The sequence below is a fragment of the Fructilactobacillus cliffordii genome, from assembly GCF_024029355.1.
Classification (GTDB): Bacteria; Bacillota; Bacilli; order Lactobacillales; family Lactobacillaceae; genus Fructilactobacillus; species Fructilactobacillus cliffordii.
Genome location: NZ_CP097117.1, coordinates 406,843 through 421,612 on the forward strand (window position 1 = coordinate 406,843; position 14,770 = coordinate 421,612).

Sequence of the window (14,770 nt, forward strand, 5' to 3'; positions counted from 1 at the left end):
CCACCTAGATTTTTCTCATCAAAAAAGTGGAGAGCGTCAAAAACATCCTCCACTTTTATTACTTAAATTAATCAGTTTCTTTTTTTAGTTTAGCAGCTAATTCTTCGTAGCCGGGTTTACCTAACAAAGCAAACATGTTTTGTTTGTAGGCTTCCACTCCTGGCTGGTTAAAGGGATTAATTCCATTTAAGTAACCAGAAATGCCAACGGCTACTTCAAAGAAGTAAATTAAGTACCCCAAGCTGTATTCAGATTCGTCAGGAATTTCGACCGTCAAGACCGGAACTCCCCCATCGTTGTGGGCTAAAACCACTCCTTCGTACGCTTTGTCATTCACTTCATTCAAAGATTGACCCTTCAGGTAGTTCAATCCATCCAAGTTATCTGCTTCCATTGGAATGTCAACGTTGTAAGGTGGCTTTTCAACTTTGACAACCGTTTCAAACAGATTCCGCAATCCTTCTTGAATATATTGCCCTAACGAGTGCAGGTCCGTCGTAAAGTTAGCAGAAGAAGGATAAATTCCCTTTTGATCCTTACCTTCGGATTCACCCATCAATTGCTTCCACCATTCGGCTAACATCCGCAGGTTCGGTTCGTAATTTTCGATTAATTCCGTTACGTAACCTTTTCGGTACAAGATGTTCCGTAATGCGGCATACCGATAGGCGTCATTCTTGGTTAAATCAGTGCTTTGATAATTTTGAGCTGCGTCAGCAGCACCGTGCATTAATTTGTTTAAGTCAGCACCAGTAGCAGCAATTGGCAATAAACCAACTGGCGTTAAGACGGAGAACCGACCACCCACGTCATCTGGAATAATAAAGCTTTCGTAACCATTCGCTTCCACTTCTTGTCGTAAAGCACCGTTTTTAGCATCCGTCGTAGCGTAAATTCGATGGTTTGCTTCCTCCTTACCATACTTCTTAATCAATTTTTCTTTAAAAATCCGGAAGGCAATCGAAGGTTCCGTGGTTGTTCCTGATTTGGAAATCACGTTAATTGAAAAATCGCGATCACCCACGAAATCCTGGAGTTCCTGTAGGTAAGAAGCACTCAATGAGTTCCCGGTAAAGACCACTTGGGCACCCCGACGTTCTGACTTAGGTTTGGAATTGTAGAAACTTCCGTTTAAGAAGTCCACAGCCATCTTAGCTCCCAGGTAAGAACCACCGATTCCGATTACGACCAACACGTCAGAATCTTGCTTAATTTTTTCAGCGGCTTTTTGAATCCGCGCAAATTCTTCGTGATCGTAATCAGTTGGTAACGTCAGCCAGCCCCGGAAGTCAGCTCCCGCACCAGTTCCATTCCGTAATTCTTGGTCGGCAGCGGTTACTAAGGCTTGCATTTCTGGTAACTCGTTTTCGTGAACAAATTGACCAACTTTCGAATCATCAAATTTAATGTAAGCCATCTGTGCTACTCCCCCACTTCAATATTCTTCTTTTCGTCATCAATTGCTTTTTGAGCTAACACAAAGTCACCAAATGTGGCGGAACCATTGTGTTGGATTTCAGGACCCGTAATGTATTTTTCTAATGAACCAACGCTGAGGTAATTGTTAAAGAGTAAGGTAAACTGAGCCCGAACTTTAGCAATAAATTCTGGGGTGCAGACACCTCCACCTAGCACAACCTTATCAGGCCGGAAGGTAACCGTTAAATCAACCACCGCTTGAGCTGCATAGTAAGCAATGATGTCCCAAGTTGGATCAGAAATTGGTGTATCTTGACCTTTTACCCCGTTCCGAGCTTCAAAAGTTGGACCGGAAGCAACTCCTTCAAGACAGTCACCATGCCATGGACAAGTTCCCTTGAAATCAAGGTCATCACGATGGCGTTTAACTTTGATGTGACCAAATTCAGGCGTTCCTTTAACCCCTAAGAAATCACCGTTAATTACCGAACCCATTCCGATTCCAGTTCCGATCGTAATGTAACTAACTGATTTGATGTTTTCGTCATGGCGCTTAGCGCTTACGTATTCACCGTATGCAGACCCATTCACATCCGTCGTCCAGAACATTGGAACGTGGAAACTTTCCTTCATCTTGCCCAAAAAGTCAATGTTACTCCAACCCTTTTTCGGCGTTTTAATAATCCAACCGTAGGTATCAGAGTTCTTGTCAATATCAATCGGACCAAAGGAAGCGATTCCAAAGGCATCAATGTGATCAAATTTTTTAAAGTACTTTACGGTTCTCGCTAATGTTTCGTCAGGAGTTGTGGTCGGAAATTGGGTTTGGTCAACCACGTTAAAGTTTTCGTCACCAACCGCACACACAAATTTAGTTCCACCAGCTTCAATACTTCCATATAACATAATCTTATCCTCCTTGGACGGCAATTCATCTTACAACTTTATTATAGAGCTGGAAAAATTGGAATGCAATAACTTTTGTAAACGTTTACACAAAGTTTTTAAATTTTCGCTTTTACTAGCTAAGATAAATTACCGTTGGAATTTAAACCAGAGTCCTTTAATGGGACTTTCACGTTGGTATTCGGGATTAAATGGGAAATCAAGTGGTTGCTTAAAGGCTTCCTTTTCGATGAAAGCTTGACCCAATTGTTGTAAGGCCGTTTGTGCAGCTTGACGCAAGCCCTTAATGGTTACCGCGGGCGTTTCAGTGGTAATGAAAACATCTGCTTCCTTGGTGGCTAACGTAAAAACTTGTTGCAACAAAGTATTCAAGTCTTTGCGGATGTTGAAATTCCCCTTTTTGGAACGCAGAAAGGCGGGTAAGTTAATCGTAATCACGTCAAATTTCAACTCGTGCTTAGTGGCATAATCCAAATAACCTAATAAATCCATGGTCCGAACTTTCGGCATCTTTTGAGTAATTTTGTTAGCACTCAGTTCTGCCACCAGGTTTGTCTTAGCGCTATTCTTTTGATCCACAGCTTCACTTTGCACCGCTCCACCAATAATGGAAGCCGTTACAAAGCCGGTTTGGTCAAACAACAGGTGCAATGCCAACTTAGCATGTGAGTTGTTCTTGAGTTGGTGCCGAACTTCCCGGTAGGCCAGATCCAATCCCGGTCTCATTCCCCCGGCCAGTTGAATTTCATAATTAATCCCGTTTTCCGTCACCACTTGTTGTTGCTGGGGAAAAGCGGCTAAATCAGTTACGGGCGTAATGGTTGCTTGAGCTTGGTACCGTTTTAACTCGTACACACCCTTGTATTCGTCTAGAACCTGGTTCAGGGCATCCATGATGAAAGCTCGTTGGTGGTAAAGGCCAGCATTTTCCCAGGTTAATAAGATCTGTCCGTCAAAGTTATCAATTGCTAAGCCACCTAAGCCATCCCCCATGCCGTTAAATAATCGGTAAGCCGTTACCCGTTGACCCACTAACGGAGCGCGGAGTTGAAATGCCTTACGGAAAAGTTGTTCAAAAAAGGCCGCGTTAATGGCTTGATTTTCTTTCCGACTCAAAATCCAGCCAATCCCATTGCCTTCTTGAGCTAGGTAAGCACTAGCAACAAAGTGTCCGCTCTTTTGTAGCGCAACAAATTCACCGTTGTCCGTCGCATCAACTGGTTGTTCCAAATCCTTTAAACTTAATTTAGGATAGCCACCTTCAATTTTGCTGGCAGCGGCGCCTGTAATTTCAATTGCTCGCATCTGAATCCCTCGTTTTTCTGTAATGTAGTTGTTATTATTGTAACTTGAATCATTCCCAATTAGTAGCCATTGAATGTTATAATAAAAACTTGTTTTGAAAGGAGTCCCATTTATGTATAAATATTTAGTTTTCTTTGATCTCGATAGTACCCTCTTTGATAAAAACTCTCAGGTGACGGACGAAGTTGCAGAAGCCATGGATCAAATCCGGGAGAATGGTGGCTTGCCGGTCATTGCCACCGGACGGACCCTCTACGAAATTCCAGAAACCCTGAAAAAAACTAAAATTGACACGGCGGTTACTTCAAATGGTGACCACGGAATTTACAAAGGGAAGGAACTCTTTGAACGCCGGATTGACCCTCACACAATCGACGAACTCGATGACTTTGCCAAACAACACGGCAACTCCATCACCGTCCTGGACCAAGAAGGTAAGGGAGCTTCTCGCCACGACGAACTCCTAAAGAAAGCCTGCGCCTTTGTCCACGCTCCCCTCCCCAAATTAGTAGACCGTCAGTACTGGTACGACCGTCCGATTGATATGATGTTTGTAACGACGACTGACTTGGATGATGTGTACGAGGAAAAATTTGGCGATCGTCTAAGTTTCTACCGGAACTCACCGTTTAGTATCGACGTGGTTGACTACGGAGCTTCTAAGGCCAGTGGAATTAAGCAACTAATGGAAATGACCGGCTTAACTGGCATTCCAACTTATGCCTTTGGGGACGGAAACAACGACATTCCGATGCTAGACTTTGTTGATCACCCCGTTGTGATGGAAAATGGACGTGAACGCGTTAAGGATCATGCAGAATTCGTCACCACTGCCAACACTAACCACGGAATTGTCAATGGTCTGCGTCATTTTGATTTAATTTAACCAATGGATATGGTACAATTCTAGTTGTATCTATCGGGGTCGTTATGGATTCGACGGGTATGGTCCGTACTTGAACTGCACTCCGTACGACGATGCGTCAAATCGTTCAGTTTAAATTATAACTGCAAAAAATAATAACAATTCTTACGCCTTAGCTGCCTAAACACCAGCTGACGTAGATCCAGCTAACTTCGTCCATGAGTTAATCCTGGGTCCTAAATTTAGTGGACTGACGCTTCTCTGTCTCCACCTGGGGCAGGAAGAAGAGCTTAATCAGGTTAGCTTTCCATATTAGCCTTGATTAATGGCGTGATGGAAAGTGAAATTTAAATAATTGACCTACGAGTGTAGACGTTCGAGTGGCGGCATATTCGGACGCGGGTTCAAATCCCGCCGACTCCATTGAAAGTCTGACAGATTAATTTTTGTCAGGCTTTTTTAATATTTTATTTAGGAGAACTACTTATGGAAATCAACAAAGGAAATTCAAATAAAGAAACATTTTTGAAAAAATCATTAAAAATTTTAAAGAAAACCTACTTAGTAGGATGGTCATTATTTATATCAATTTTCTTTTTTTCTCTATTCAGTTATATTACTGCAAATGGATCTTATGATAAATATAAAAATCTCACTTCTTCCGAATTAGTAGGTCATCTAATGTCTGAAATAAGTACAATGGATTCTAGATTTTCAACAGCTATAACATGGTTATTCAGCATTATGACTATCTCGATTGCATTTATAGGATTTTATTCATACCAGCAATTAAAATTATCACAAAACCAAATAGATCAGATTAGAAAAGATTTTGGGATTGAAGATATCAATAAAAAAATAGAAGAATTAAACGACTTTATTGATGAGGCAAATAAAGCTTTAGATGATCAACAAAAAAGCTTTGATGAATCTTTACGAAAACAACAACATAGCTTTAATAATGCACTATCAGAACAAAAAAATGATTACTTTATGACATCATTAGAAATAGTATCTTCAAATGTTGAAAATGTTACTAGCTCATCCGACCCATTTACTATTTCTAATGATATTCTAAATGTTATAAGAGTCTTAAAAAATATTGAATCTGAAAACAATAACGAAATTTATAAAAACAAAATGTTTAATTCTGTATTAAGTTTTGCTAATGGTTTGGCTAATATTAAAAAATATAAAACCATGAATAAAAACTTTCCAAAGTATGATAAATTTCTATACAAATTAAATGAAGCACTTGATCTATTTCAAACTATTCCTAAAGATTCAAATGATTCAGAAATAAATAATAGATATAATGAAGTGTCAGAATCAATAAAAGAAATAATCGATGGATTTCTAGATAATGATAATTAATAATTATACTTTAATCATCTAATATGTAATCGGTCGATCATGAGCATAATCCCAATCAGGGTTTCCAACAGACTTCTTCTGAATCGTTTCTCCAGTCTTATTATTTTTTACAATCACTGTATTTTCATCGTCCCCAGAATTTACCTCATAATTGTCGTCATCAGCTCCATTCCCATCTGAATTATTCTGAGGTTCATTATTAGCACTTCCATCGTTACTTTGGTTCGTCATTTCCTTAGAATCATAGACCGGAACGGCAACACCATCTGGTCCCATATCCCACAACGTAGTCAGCGTTCCCTCTTGTTCGGCCTGAGCTTTTGTCACATAACTTCTGGTTCCATCAGGATTCGTTACTAACGCATGGATGGCATTCTGAGCATCAATGTCCTGTTTCCGAAATTTTTCACGATTATATTCGTATTGCTGAGCTATCTTTTCTTGATCCGTTGAACTATCATCATTAGCAGATTGTGATTGCGTCCCAGTAGCAACATTAGAAGTACGTGGACTAACTTGTTCCATAACCTTCTGCTTTTTAATTGGTTGAACCGAAGCTTTTTTGTCCTTAGCACTTTTATGCTTCCGCGGTTGCTCGACAGCTGTTTTATGCTCTGGGCGTGCTAACACATAGCTTCCCAAAATAACTAACAAAATCAATCCCAGCACACCAATAATCATGATTTTGCTTTTCTTCCCCTTGTGATATAAATTAACCCGTTGTTCCATTCCTTCGGTTTCCCCAATCATCAATTTTAATGTTCGTCGCTTGAATTTGAATTATCTGTTTGATTCATTTGGTTAATTTTTTCATTTGCACGCCTTAAATAATCCCGTTGTTCTTCCTGATTCTGCATAAATTCATTTCTTTCGGCTTCAGTTGCTTCTTTGCCAGTAGAAACATCAACGATTTTTCCGGTTTCTGAATCCGTCTGGTAACGATTGGCAAGTGCACATCCGGCTCCAGGTCCACTTAAGGGATCGGTTGTATCGACGTCGTTATTAGTTGTAGTACTCTGATTAACCGATTGCTGGCGAGTTTGTGCGTGCTTAGTTGGGATACTTTCACCAGCAGTACTATTCCCACTTCTCTGCTCTTGTTGTCCCCTCGTTGTCGGAACTCCTTCATTGGTTTCTTGACTACGAGCTTTAACCTTAGCTGGAACGTGTCGCTTATCCTGCTTGCTAGGCGCTGATTTTACCGATTTACGATCATTATGATAACCCGCTTGTGCAATCTCATAGCCCACTAAAAAAGCAACCGGAATAACAATTAACAATCCTAATAGTAATTTTTTTACATTTTTTCGGTACTGTTTCTTTACCCTAGTTTCCATTATTAAACTCCTCATTTGTTTGCTATGTTCATTCTATCATTACAAACCAGCTTTCCCAATTCGTGCTTAGAAAATAATATCTGGATAATTTATTCAATAAAACAACTAGAGTTTGAATCAAATTAAGCAAGCATTTAACCAAAATCATTTTTCACAAAAAGATTGGATTCCCTGTGTACATAATAAAGTAGCTGGGATCTGAACTTATTTCAGATTCCAGCTACTTTTATTTAAAAACTAATATTTTTTCATTCTCTTTTTGAAAATAAATACTTATCGGAACCACCAAATCAACAACAAAATTACTGTACTCACCCCAATTAGTTCAAAAAATCCTTCCCAGGTAACCTGAAAAGATTCAAATGGAATTGTAGTTTATTTGTTCATCTACTACGTTTGGGGTCTTCCCATTATTTTGCTTCTAACCATAGTGCTTTTACAAACGATTCCTTTTTAGTTAGACTGTACCCTAAGGAGGCGTGAGCTATGAATTCAGAAAAGGTATTAAATGCAATTAGAGCAGTTGCTCCCGCCGAACGTCCCACTTCAAATTCAAGAATTAAACCCATTCGCCAACTAACCGGGTTATCCTTCAATGAGTTCTGGCAAGTGGTTTTAGACCTAGAAGATATCAATCTAATTTCCCTTGAAATCGTTGATAATGAAATCAAAAATATCTTAATCCACGAATCAGTTGAATAACGATTGACAATGAACTTAGAAATTCAAAAAGCGCACTTCACAATCTGAAGCGCGCTTTTTATGTTACAAATTATTGAGCCGTGTAACCACCATCAACAACTAATTCAGTTCCAGTGGTAAACTTCGATTCATCTGAAGCAAGGTAAACGCAGGCATATGCGATATCTTCTGGTGCTCCAAGGTGTCCCATTGGCGTCTTGGTTCTTTGTGACATCGCTTTTTCCAAATCAGCTGAAATCATAGGAGTCTTAATGTAGCCAGGATGAACAGAGTTAACTCGAATTCCATCATCTTTTAAAGCACAATCTAAAGCGGCCGACTTAGTCATCATTTTAACTGCCCCTTTAGAAGCATTATAAGCCCCTAAAATCGGATCTCCGACAATTCCTTCAATGGAAGACATGTTAATAATCGATCCCGCAATAGAATGTTTTCTCATTTGGTTAATTGCTTCTCGAAGGCCATAGAAAACTCCATTCAAATCAATTGCAAGAACCTGGTTCCATTCTTCATCAGTCGTATCAGCAATAGTCTTACCTAATCCAATCCCAGCATTATTAACCAAGGTTGTTACCGGTCCAAAGTCCTTTTCTGTTTCCTCAAAGATTTCGTTCCACTGTTTAGAATTAGAAACATCTTGTTTGAGGTACTTAGCGGAACCAGCTATCTTCGCATTAAGTTTTTCAACCGCTGCTTGCCCTTCATCGTCTTTTCGACAGGTAATGGTAACTTTAGCGCCCTCTTCCACAAATTGTTCTGCGACTGCATAACCAATCCCTTTACTACCACCAGTAATAATTGCTACTTTATCTTTCATTCGGTTTGCCATGAAAATCAACCTCCAGCTAATCAATATTCAAATTGGTGTAAGCGCTATCACTTATCCTGACTTAATTATAACCTATAACTAATAGATTGAAAAAATAATTTTATTTAAAGTATCTTATAAAAATTAAGCACGATTTAAATACGTAAAAATACAAAAAAGGAACTCCCCAATCATTGAGGGAGTTCCTTTTGCATTTAATCACAATTATTTCACTACTTCATACAAAGCATCCGTTAAGACCCGTGAAAGATTAATGTGTTCCCGTTTGGCCTTTTCCTTTAACGCCTTAGGAATGGTCACGTTCGTCCGGACCGTTTTGGAATACCGTCTTTTAAAATCATCAATGTTGATCGCAACGTAAACTAAATTTTCATCATCTTGTAAATTTAAATCATTGGGATTTGATGCTTGCGGATAATCCTTTCCATCCACATCTTCTAACAAATTTCCCATTGCATCCTGAGCCATTCGAATTGCATCCTCAACGTTGTCACCTTGCGTATAACCACCATCAATGTCTGGAATGGTCACAAAAACATCATGTGCTTCTTGTTTCAAAATCACTGGGTAAACCAAAATTTTTTCTGCCATACTATTGACTCCAGTTTTACGTCATTTATTAATTTGAATTAATGCATCATGATTTATGTAAATCAAATTATACATACAAAGTGCGCATTGAACCAGCTAAATCTCTTCACAAAAAAACAGGACCAACCCATCAGTCAGTCCCGCTTCATCTCATTTATTCTAAATTAGAGTGCCGCTTGCGCATGTCCGCTTCACTAACTTCGGCAAACTGCATGTAAGCCAGCGTTAGCGCATCCCCAAACAACCACACGGATTGTTCGAACAAACTCCCCATCGGTTGAACAGAAGCCTGTTCTTCGCCCACTAAGTCTTTGCTCTTTCCGGGCAACAATGTCACCTGCTGAGCTAAGTCTGCCAACGGTGATTCATCAATAGTAGTCAACAACCACCCGTCAGCATCCGCTTGCCGCGCGGCTTTAGCAATATTGACCGTCCCCGTCGTGGTTCCCGACGCCGAAGCAACCAGCAACAAATCACCAGCTTGAATTGCCGGGGTCGTGGTTTCACCCACTACGTAGGCAGTTTTGCCTAACTGCATCAGGCGCATTGCCAGGCCCCGCAAGGCAAGACCAGAACGACCACCACCGTAGACAAAGATACGTGGTGCTTGTTGTAGCCGTTCCAACTCTGCCTTAGTGGTTGTCACGTCTTGTCGGCCTAATTCTGCCAGAATCGTTTGCCACATCAGTCTGCGCCTACTTTAATTTAGCTTTGAATTCAGCAGCAGTCCTGGCAGGATCATCCGTTGTGGCAATTCCACCACCGACAATCAAGAGGTCCGGATCAGCAGCCTTAACTTCATCCACGTTATCGAGCTTAATGCCCCCAGCAATCGCCGTCTTAGTGTGCGTAACGTTTTCCTTAATCTTAGCAAAAGTAGCGAATGGCGTTTCACCCTTGGCTTGTAAATCATAACCAGTGTGAGTTCCAATGTAGTCGGCTCCCATGGCATCAATTTCACGAGCCCGTTTAGCCACATCAGTCACCCCAATCATGTCCACCAGGATTTCCTTGCCAGCATCGTGAGCGGCCTTAACGGCATCCTTAATGGATTGATCTTCAGCTACCCCTAAAATAGTAGTGATGTCAGCACCGTACTTAAAGGCTTGGTCCACTTCGTAGGAAGCCACGTCCATAATCTTTAAGTCGGCCAACAAAGTGATGTCTGGAAATTGCTTTCTAATCTTAGCTAACCCTTCCAAACCAAAGTTAATTACCAATGGAGTTCCGTATTCAAAAATATCGATACCATCCTTCGTTTTGTCGATTAATTGAATAGCGCCGTCCACATCTTCTAGATCAATTGCGAGTTGAATTTTCATAATTAATTACCCCTTACTTATTTTTTGTATGCTGTATTACCTTATCATACTGAATTCCATCCACAAAAAGATGTGCTTACAGCGTCAATAAAAAAGCAATTTATAGTGTGCTCACTTATATGTACAAGAATTATAATCATAAAAATACCCCCTAAATTAAAGATTTAATTTAAGGGGTATCGCTTAATTGTGATTAAACTTAGAGAAATTTATTGCCAGTTTTTCTTCTTTGAAGTTAAACCAATTCCTGGGTTAAACGTATTCGTCGGATCATTTTCCCGGTAGTGATGTACCAATGCTTCCGGAGCGTGGTACAAGTGCCCCACGTTGTGTTCAGCTGGGTAAATGGCTCCCCGCGCGTCAAATAATTTTAACATTTCCTTTTTCAGTTCGTGAGCATCCACGCCTGGTTTCAAAATGTAATCCTGATGCATCACGTGATCTAAAAAGTGACCGTAATACATCTTGTACTGAATCTGTTCATCAATTTCCTTTGGTAAGGTTTCAAACCATTTTTCTTCGTTGCGTGGTAAAGCCACGTCCAACGGTAAGATTTGGTTCCCTTGCTTTTGATGGGTTTCTTGGTACCGAATTGGCACAGAAGCCGCCACGTACCGGTGAATAGCTGCCACATTAGCTTCGTGTGGCGTACATTCAAAGTAGCCACCTTCGTTGTCCTTAAAGAACTCATCAAGGTACTGTTTTGCTTCGGTAATCCCATCGTCTGCTACCTTCAGTTGCAGATAGTGGTCATACTTGTTCCGGAACTCTTCCATTCGTTTCGGCAATTGGTTCGGGAAGAGTACGCTGGACTTTTGCAAGGTCCGGTCAATAAAGTCTGGTTTGAACGTGGGAATGTGCCGTAATTTCCGTTCGGTAGCGGCCCGGAAACTAAACAGGAACGGCAACGGATTAGTTCCCAGGTATTCAATCACCATTAGGGAGTCTTTTCCATACTTCTTTGCCAGGTCATAAGCATCCTTGTGCATATATTCCCCAGAAATTGGCAGGTGCTTGAACTTCGTCAGGATGTGCCGTCTTAATTTTTCTAAGACGTCTGGATCGTTAGTTCCAATGTAAAAGACCTTGGTTTCCTTGGGCTTCGGATACGTATCCAACCGAACGGCAAAAGCAACTAACTTACCGGCTGAACCAGAAACTTCGTAGAGTTCTTGTGGATCAGCGTTGTAACGGGTCGGTTGTTCAGAAGTGACGTTGCGCACCCGTTCCTCGTAGTTCCGGTTGTGCCCCACGCGGTCTGGATCATATTGAACATCCTTAGCAGAGTAATTGTGGTTTTCAAGGTTCGTTAAAATTTCTTCCGGCGTGCTTCCGAGCTCAATGCCGAGGTGATTAACTAACTTGAGTTGCCCGTCAGCGGTAATTTGTGCGTACAAAGCTAGCTCGGTATAAGCTGGTCCCCGTTGAATCAAGGCCCCACCGGAGTTGTTGTTAATCCCGCCAATGACCGTGGCCCCAATGTTAGAAGACCCAATCACAGAGTGCGGATCACGATGAACTTTGTCCAGGTTCGTTTCTAATTTATGCAACGTGGTCCCCGGAAAGGCAATCACCTGCTTGTTATCATCAATCAGCTGCATGCCTTTAATTCGCATCACGTTAATCACTAGCACGTCGCGGTCGTATCCACCATCGGTAGGTACGGAACCCTCTGTTAAACCGGTGTTAGCGGCCTGCATGATTACAATCAAGTCGTTTTTTTGGACCACTTGCAAAATCTTCCAGAGTTCTAACAATGAACCCGGACGAACCACGGCTAACGCGTCTCCACGACCAGAACGATACCCTTCCCGATACTGCAGTGATTTTTCTTTTGAAGTAATCACATAACGATTGCCAACGATGTTTTCTAAGTCATTAATTACTGTCATTGTCCTCAATCTTCTTTCTATGTACAGTTAACTTGTAACCGTTTTCTTAACCTAAAACCATTATAATTCATCTAATTTGTTTTCACAATATTAATGTAAACTTCACAAACTAAAAAGCAACTTCAAACAAAAAATGATTGAAGGTGCTTTTTGCTATGCTTTAATTACATAACTTCACAAATCCGCCCGTTGGAAAAAAGTAGTGAATAATTGTTCCTGACTCACATCCGTTTGCCATAAATCTTCAGGATGCCACTGGACACCCAACAGCAATCCCGAATCATCTTCCACTGCTTCCGGTACTCCATCGGCGGCTTCCGCTACCACATGAAGGTTGGGGGCAATTCGATTTAAGCCCTGATGATGCCGTGAGTTCACCCCGGTTTGGGTTCCTAACGCTTGTGAAAGCTGGGTACCTGGTTCTACTTTGACCTCATGTACCTCTGCTTTCGCTAATTTCCCCCGTTGCTCGTGAATCTGCGGGTGACCCGGAAATTCGGTCGGCAAATCCTGATACAAACTTCCCCCAAACGCCACGTTTAACAGTTGATAGCCACGGCAAATCCCTAACACCGGTTTGTGTTGATCTAATGCTGCTTTAGCGACTGCAAATTCAAATTCATCGTGTGGTTCATAGCTAGCAGTGGTTTCTTCCTGCGGGCTTTCATTAAAAAACTCCGGATCAATGTCCTGACCACCAGGAATAATCACTGCATCCACCATCTCAACTAGTTCTGGGGCTAATTCCGGTTTAACCACCGGTAAAATCACCGGAATATGCTGATGCTTAGTCACCACGTCAATAAACGTTTTCGGCAAGCAATTGGCCAATGGTTGGCAGTAGAGGTTGGGTTCCCCAAGGTTCACATTAGCTGTAATTCCAATTCTCATTGGTCATCTTCCTTTCTCTAGATTAATCCTTGTTATCATGACAACAAAAAAGCCTTTAATTAAAATTAAAGACCATTTTACCCTTCAATTAAGCGAAATGTTTACTTTAAGTACTCTGCAAATAATTTTTCGTAAATTTCAATGAAATCGAACCACATTTGTTCCGAGGCCGCTTCGTTAGTTTGGTGCATTTTTAGTGGATTTCCGGGGCCAAAGACAGCGTAATTAGCACCTTCCAGTTTGTCCCGAAGTAATTCCGAAGCATCGGTACCACCAGCTGCACTCAACACAGCCAGCTTGTCAGTCGCAAAGGGATTGAATCCCTGCTTTTCCAACATTTCGGCTCCTTGTTGCTGTTCCTCTGCAGAATAGTGCATCGACTGCATGTACGGCGTGGCAATCTTTACAATTTCCTGGATTAAGCGGGAGTCTGATTTAGCAACCACCGGCGGAATGTTCATCAGCAACTTAACCTGAATTTCCCCTTCGTGGGTTGCGTTAAATTCATCTAACGTTTCGTTAAAATCCGCAATCACGGCTTCATTATTATACTCCGGGACAATTCGAGTATTAATTTGCGCTTCTGCCTTAGCAGGAATGGCATTAATTTGAATCCCACCTTTAAAGATATCAACCGTAAACGTGGTCTTTCCTAACACGGAATCAGGACGTTGTTCCGCTTTTTGTTCAATCTTGGTCTTAACCGCTTCTAAAAAGTCCATCAAATTTTGAATGGCGTTAATTCCAAAGTTGGGTCGCGAACTGTGCGCTGCTTTTCCGACGGCAGTGACGATAAAATCCACTTCCCCCTTGTTCGCATACACCGTTCGATAACCCGTTGGTTCTGCAATTAGCAGCGTATCAGAGTCCTGCATTACTCCTTCCGCGTGCAAGGCACGGGAACCCCGCATATCACTTTCTTCTCCAGCAGTTAAAACGAGGCGGAGGGTTCCGTTTAAAGGCACCTGGCGGTCGTGGAGTTCAATCATGGCAATTACTAAAGCAGCCACACCGCCCTTCATGTCAGTTACTCCACTTCCGTAAAACTGACCATCTTTTTGCACCAGTTCAAACGGATCCGTGTCCCAATCATCTTCATCAACGGCTACCGTATCTAAGTGTCCACTAACGGTAAAAACAGGCTTTTGGCCCGTGCCAATTTCTGCAATTAAGTTCGCCTGTTGGTGGCCTAAATTATGGATTTCACTTTTAATTCCGTGTTCTGCCAGTAAATCCTGAATGTACTCAGCGGCCGCGAGTTCGTTGCCATCAATTGTTTTAACCCCAACTAACTGCCGTAAGACTGCTAGTTTTTCCTGTTGTTCCATTTTTATCCA

At 41.4% G+C, this 14,770-nt stretch carries 15 protein-coding genes and 1 other RNA gene; 4 read left to right on the plus strand and 12 right to left on the minus strand.

The window, feature by feature from the left end; translation table 11 throughout:
- Positions 1–67: 67 nt before the first annotated feature.
- The 3 genes from M3M38_RS02120 to M3M38_RS02130 all read right to left on the minus strand — a co-directional run bounded on the left by M3M38_RS02120 (position 68) and on the right by M3M38_RS02130 (position 3,630).
- Complete coding sequence (locus M3M38_RS02120) at positions 68–1,417, minus strand: glucose-6-phosphate isomerase (protein WP_252814603.1); 1,350 nt, start codon at positions 1,415–1,417, stop codon at positions 68–70.
- Positions 1,418–1,422: 5 nt separating this feature from the next.
- Complete coding sequence (locus M3M38_RS02125) at positions 1,423–2,325, minus strand: ROK family protein (RefSeq protein ID WP_252767419.1); 903 nt, start codon at positions 2,323–2,325, stop codon at positions 1,423–1,425.
- A 129-nt stretch (positions 2,326–2,454) separates the two neighbouring features.
- Positions 2,455–3,630 (minus strand): class I SAM-dependent rRNA methyltransferase, encoded by a 1,176-nt coding sequence (locus M3M38_RS02130; protein ID WP_252814605.1) that lies wholly within the window; start codon positions 3,628–3,630, stop codon positions 2,455–2,457.
- A gap of 112 nt (positions 3,631–3,742) precedes the next feature.
- Between M3M38_RS02130 and M3M38_RS02135 the strand changes: the two genes are divergently transcribed.
- The 3 genes from M3M38_RS02135 to M3M38_RS02145 all read left to right on the plus strand — a co-directional run bounded on the left by M3M38_RS02135 (position 3,743) and on the right by M3M38_RS02145 (position 5,869).
- Positions 3,743–4,516, plus strand: a complete 774-nt coding sequence (locus M3M38_RS02135) for a Cof-type HAD-IIB family hydrolase (protein WP_252814607.1) — start codon at positions 3,743–3,745, stop codon at positions 4,514–4,516.
- A 35-nt stretch (positions 4,517–4,551) separates the two neighbouring features.
- Positions 4,552–4,921: a transfer-messenger RNA gene (gene ssrA, locus M3M38_RS02140) on the plus strand.
- A 60-nt stretch (positions 4,922–4,981) separates the two neighbouring features.
- Positions 4,982–5,869 (plus strand): coiled-coil domain-containing protein, encoded by an 888-nt coding sequence (locus M3M38_RS02145; protein WP_252814609.1) that lies wholly within the window; start codon positions 4,982–4,984, stop codon positions 5,867–5,869.
- An 18-nt stretch (positions 5,870–5,887) separates the two neighbouring features.
- Here the strand turns inward: M3M38_RS02145 and M3M38_RS02150 are convergent, their stop codons facing one another.
- Both M3M38_RS02150 and M3M38_RS02155 read right to left on the minus strand, forming a co-directional pair.
- Complete coding sequence (locus tag M3M38_RS02150; RefSeq protein WP_252814611.1) at positions 5,888–6,598, minus strand: hypothetical protein; 711 nt, start codon at positions 6,596–6,598, stop codon at positions 5,888–5,890.
- A gap of 26 nt (positions 6,599–6,624) precedes the next feature.
- Complete coding sequence (locus tag M3M38_RS02155; RefSeq protein WP_252814612.1) at positions 6,625–7,206, minus strand: hypothetical protein; 582 nt, start codon at positions 7,204–7,206, stop codon at positions 6,625–6,627.
- A gap of 486 nt (positions 7,207–7,692) precedes the next feature.
- On the opposite strand from M3M38_RS02155, the gene M3M38_RS02160 reads away from it, so the two are divergent.
- The gene (locus tag M3M38_RS02160) at positions 7,693–7,908 is read left to right on the plus strand and encodes a hypothetical protein (RefSeq protein ID WP_252814614.1); all 216 of its coding nucleotides are present in this window, start codon (positions 7,693–7,695) and stop codon (positions 7,906–7,908) included.
- 70 nt (positions 7,909–7,978) lie between these two features.
- Here the strand turns inward: M3M38_RS02160 and M3M38_RS02165 are convergent, their stop codons facing one another.
- The 7 genes from M3M38_RS02165 to M3M38_RS02195 form a co-directional block, all read right to left on the minus strand.
- Positions 7,979–8,737, minus strand: a complete 759-nt coding sequence (locus tag M3M38_RS02165; protein WP_252814616.1) for an NADP-dependent (R)-specific alcohol dehydrogenase — start codon at positions 8,735–8,737, stop codon at positions 7,979–7,981.
- Positions 8,738–8,941: 204 nt separating this feature from the next.
- On the minus strand, positions 8,942–9,328 hold the full coding sequence (locus M3M38_RS02170; RefSeq protein WP_252814617.1) for a type II toxin-antitoxin system HicB family antitoxin: 387 nt from the start codon (positions 9,326–9,328) through the stop codon (positions 8,942–8,944).
- 154 nt (positions 9,329–9,482) lie between these two features.
- The gene (hxlB, locus tag M3M38_RS02175) at positions 9,483–10,013 is read right to left on the minus strand and encodes a 6-phospho-3-hexuloisomerase (RefSeq protein ID WP_252814619.1); all 531 of its coding nucleotides are present in this window, start codon (positions 10,011–10,013) and stop codon (positions 9,483–9,485) included.
- 10 nt (positions 10,014–10,023) lie between these two features.
- Positions 10,024–10,650: a 3-hexulose-6-phosphate synthase gene (gene hxlA, locus M3M38_RS02180; protein ID WP_252814621.1), complete on the minus strand. Its 627-nt coding sequence runs from the start codon at positions 10,648–10,650 to the stop codon at positions 10,024–10,026.
- A gap of 209 nt (positions 10,651–10,859) precedes the next feature.
- The gene (gene dld / locus M3M38_RS02185; RefSeq protein ID WP_252814622.1) at positions 10,860–12,542 is read right to left on the minus strand and encodes a D-lactate dehydrogenase; all 1,683 of its coding nucleotides are present in this window, start codon (positions 12,540–12,542) and stop codon (positions 10,860–10,862) included.
- Between the two features lie 174 nt (positions 12,543–12,716).
- Positions 12,717–13,433: a gamma-glutamyl-gamma-aminobutyrate hydrolase family protein gene (locus M3M38_RS02190; protein ID WP_252814623.1), complete on the minus strand. Its 717-nt coding sequence runs from the start codon at positions 13,431–13,433 to the stop codon at positions 12,717–12,719.
- 101 nt (positions 13,434–13,534) lie between these two features.
- Positions 13,535–14,761 (minus strand): ArgE/DapE family deacylase, encoded by a 1,227-nt coding sequence (locus tag M3M38_RS02195; protein ID WP_252814624.1) that lies wholly within the window; start codon positions 14,759–14,761, stop codon positions 13,535–13,537.
- Positions 14,762–14,770: the final 9 nt, after the last annotated feature.

Excerpts from the sequence above, each read along its gene's own strand:
- dld (WP_252814622.1), bottom strand. The coding sequence starts at position 12,542 with ATGACAGTAATTAATGACTTAGAAAACATCGTTGGCAATCGTTATGTG.
- hxlA (WP_252814621.1), bottom strand. The coding sequence starts at position 10,650 with ATGAAAATTCAACTCGCAATTGATCTAGAAGATGTGGACGGCGCTATT.
- M3M38_RS02160 (WP_252814614.1), top strand. The coding sequence starts at position 7,693 with ATGAATTCAGAAAAGGTATTAAATGCAATTAGAGCAGTTGCTCCCGCC.
- M3M38_RS02130 (WP_252814605.1), bottom strand. The coding sequence starts at position 3,630 with ATGCGAGCAATTGAAATTACAGGCGCCGCTGCCAGCAAAATTGAAGGT.
- M3M38_RS02135 (WP_252814607.1), top strand. The coding sequence starts at position 3,743 with ATGTATAAATATTTAGTTTTCTTTGATCTCGATAGTACCCTCTTTGAT.
- M3M38_RS02195 (WP_252814624.1), bottom strand. The coding sequence starts at position 14,761 with ATGGAACAACAGGAAAAACTAGCAGTCTTACGGCAGTTAGTTGGGGTT.
- hxlB (WP_252814619.1), bottom strand. The coding sequence starts at position 10,013 with ATGTGGCAAACGATTCTGGCAGAATTAGGCCGACAAGACGTGACAACC.
- M3M38_RS02165 (WP_252814616.1), bottom strand. The coding sequence starts at position 8,737 with ATGGCAAACCGAATGAAAGATAAAGTAGCAATTATTACTGGTGGTAGT.
- M3M38_RS02120 (WP_252814603.1), bottom strand. The coding sequence starts at position 1,417 with ATGGCTTACATTAAATTTGATGATTCGAAAGTTGGTCAATTTGTTCAC.
- M3M38_RS02170 (WP_252814617.1), bottom strand. The coding sequence starts at position 9,328 with ATGGCAGAAAAAATTTTGGTTTACCCAGTGATTTTGAAACAAGAAGCA.
- M3M38_RS02125 (WP_252767419.1), bottom strand. The coding sequence starts at position 2,325 with ATGTTATATGGAAGTATTGAAGCTGGTGGAACTAAATTTGTGTGTGCG.
- M3M38_RS02190 (WP_252814623.1), bottom strand. The coding sequence starts at position 13,433 with ATGAGAATTGGAATTACAGCTAATGTGAACCTTGGGGAACCCAACCTC.
- M3M38_RS02145 (WP_252814609.1), top strand. The coding sequence starts at position 4,982 with ATGGAAATCAACAAAGGAAATTCAAATAAAGAAACATTTTTGAAAAAA.
- M3M38_RS02150 (WP_252814611.1), bottom strand. The coding sequence starts at position 6,598 with ATGGAACAACGGGTTAATTTATATCACAAGGGGAAGAAAAGCAAAATC.
- M3M38_RS02155 (WP_252814612.1), bottom strand. The coding sequence starts at position 7,206 with ATGGAAACTAGGGTAAAGAAACAGTACCGAAAAAATGTAAAAAAATTA.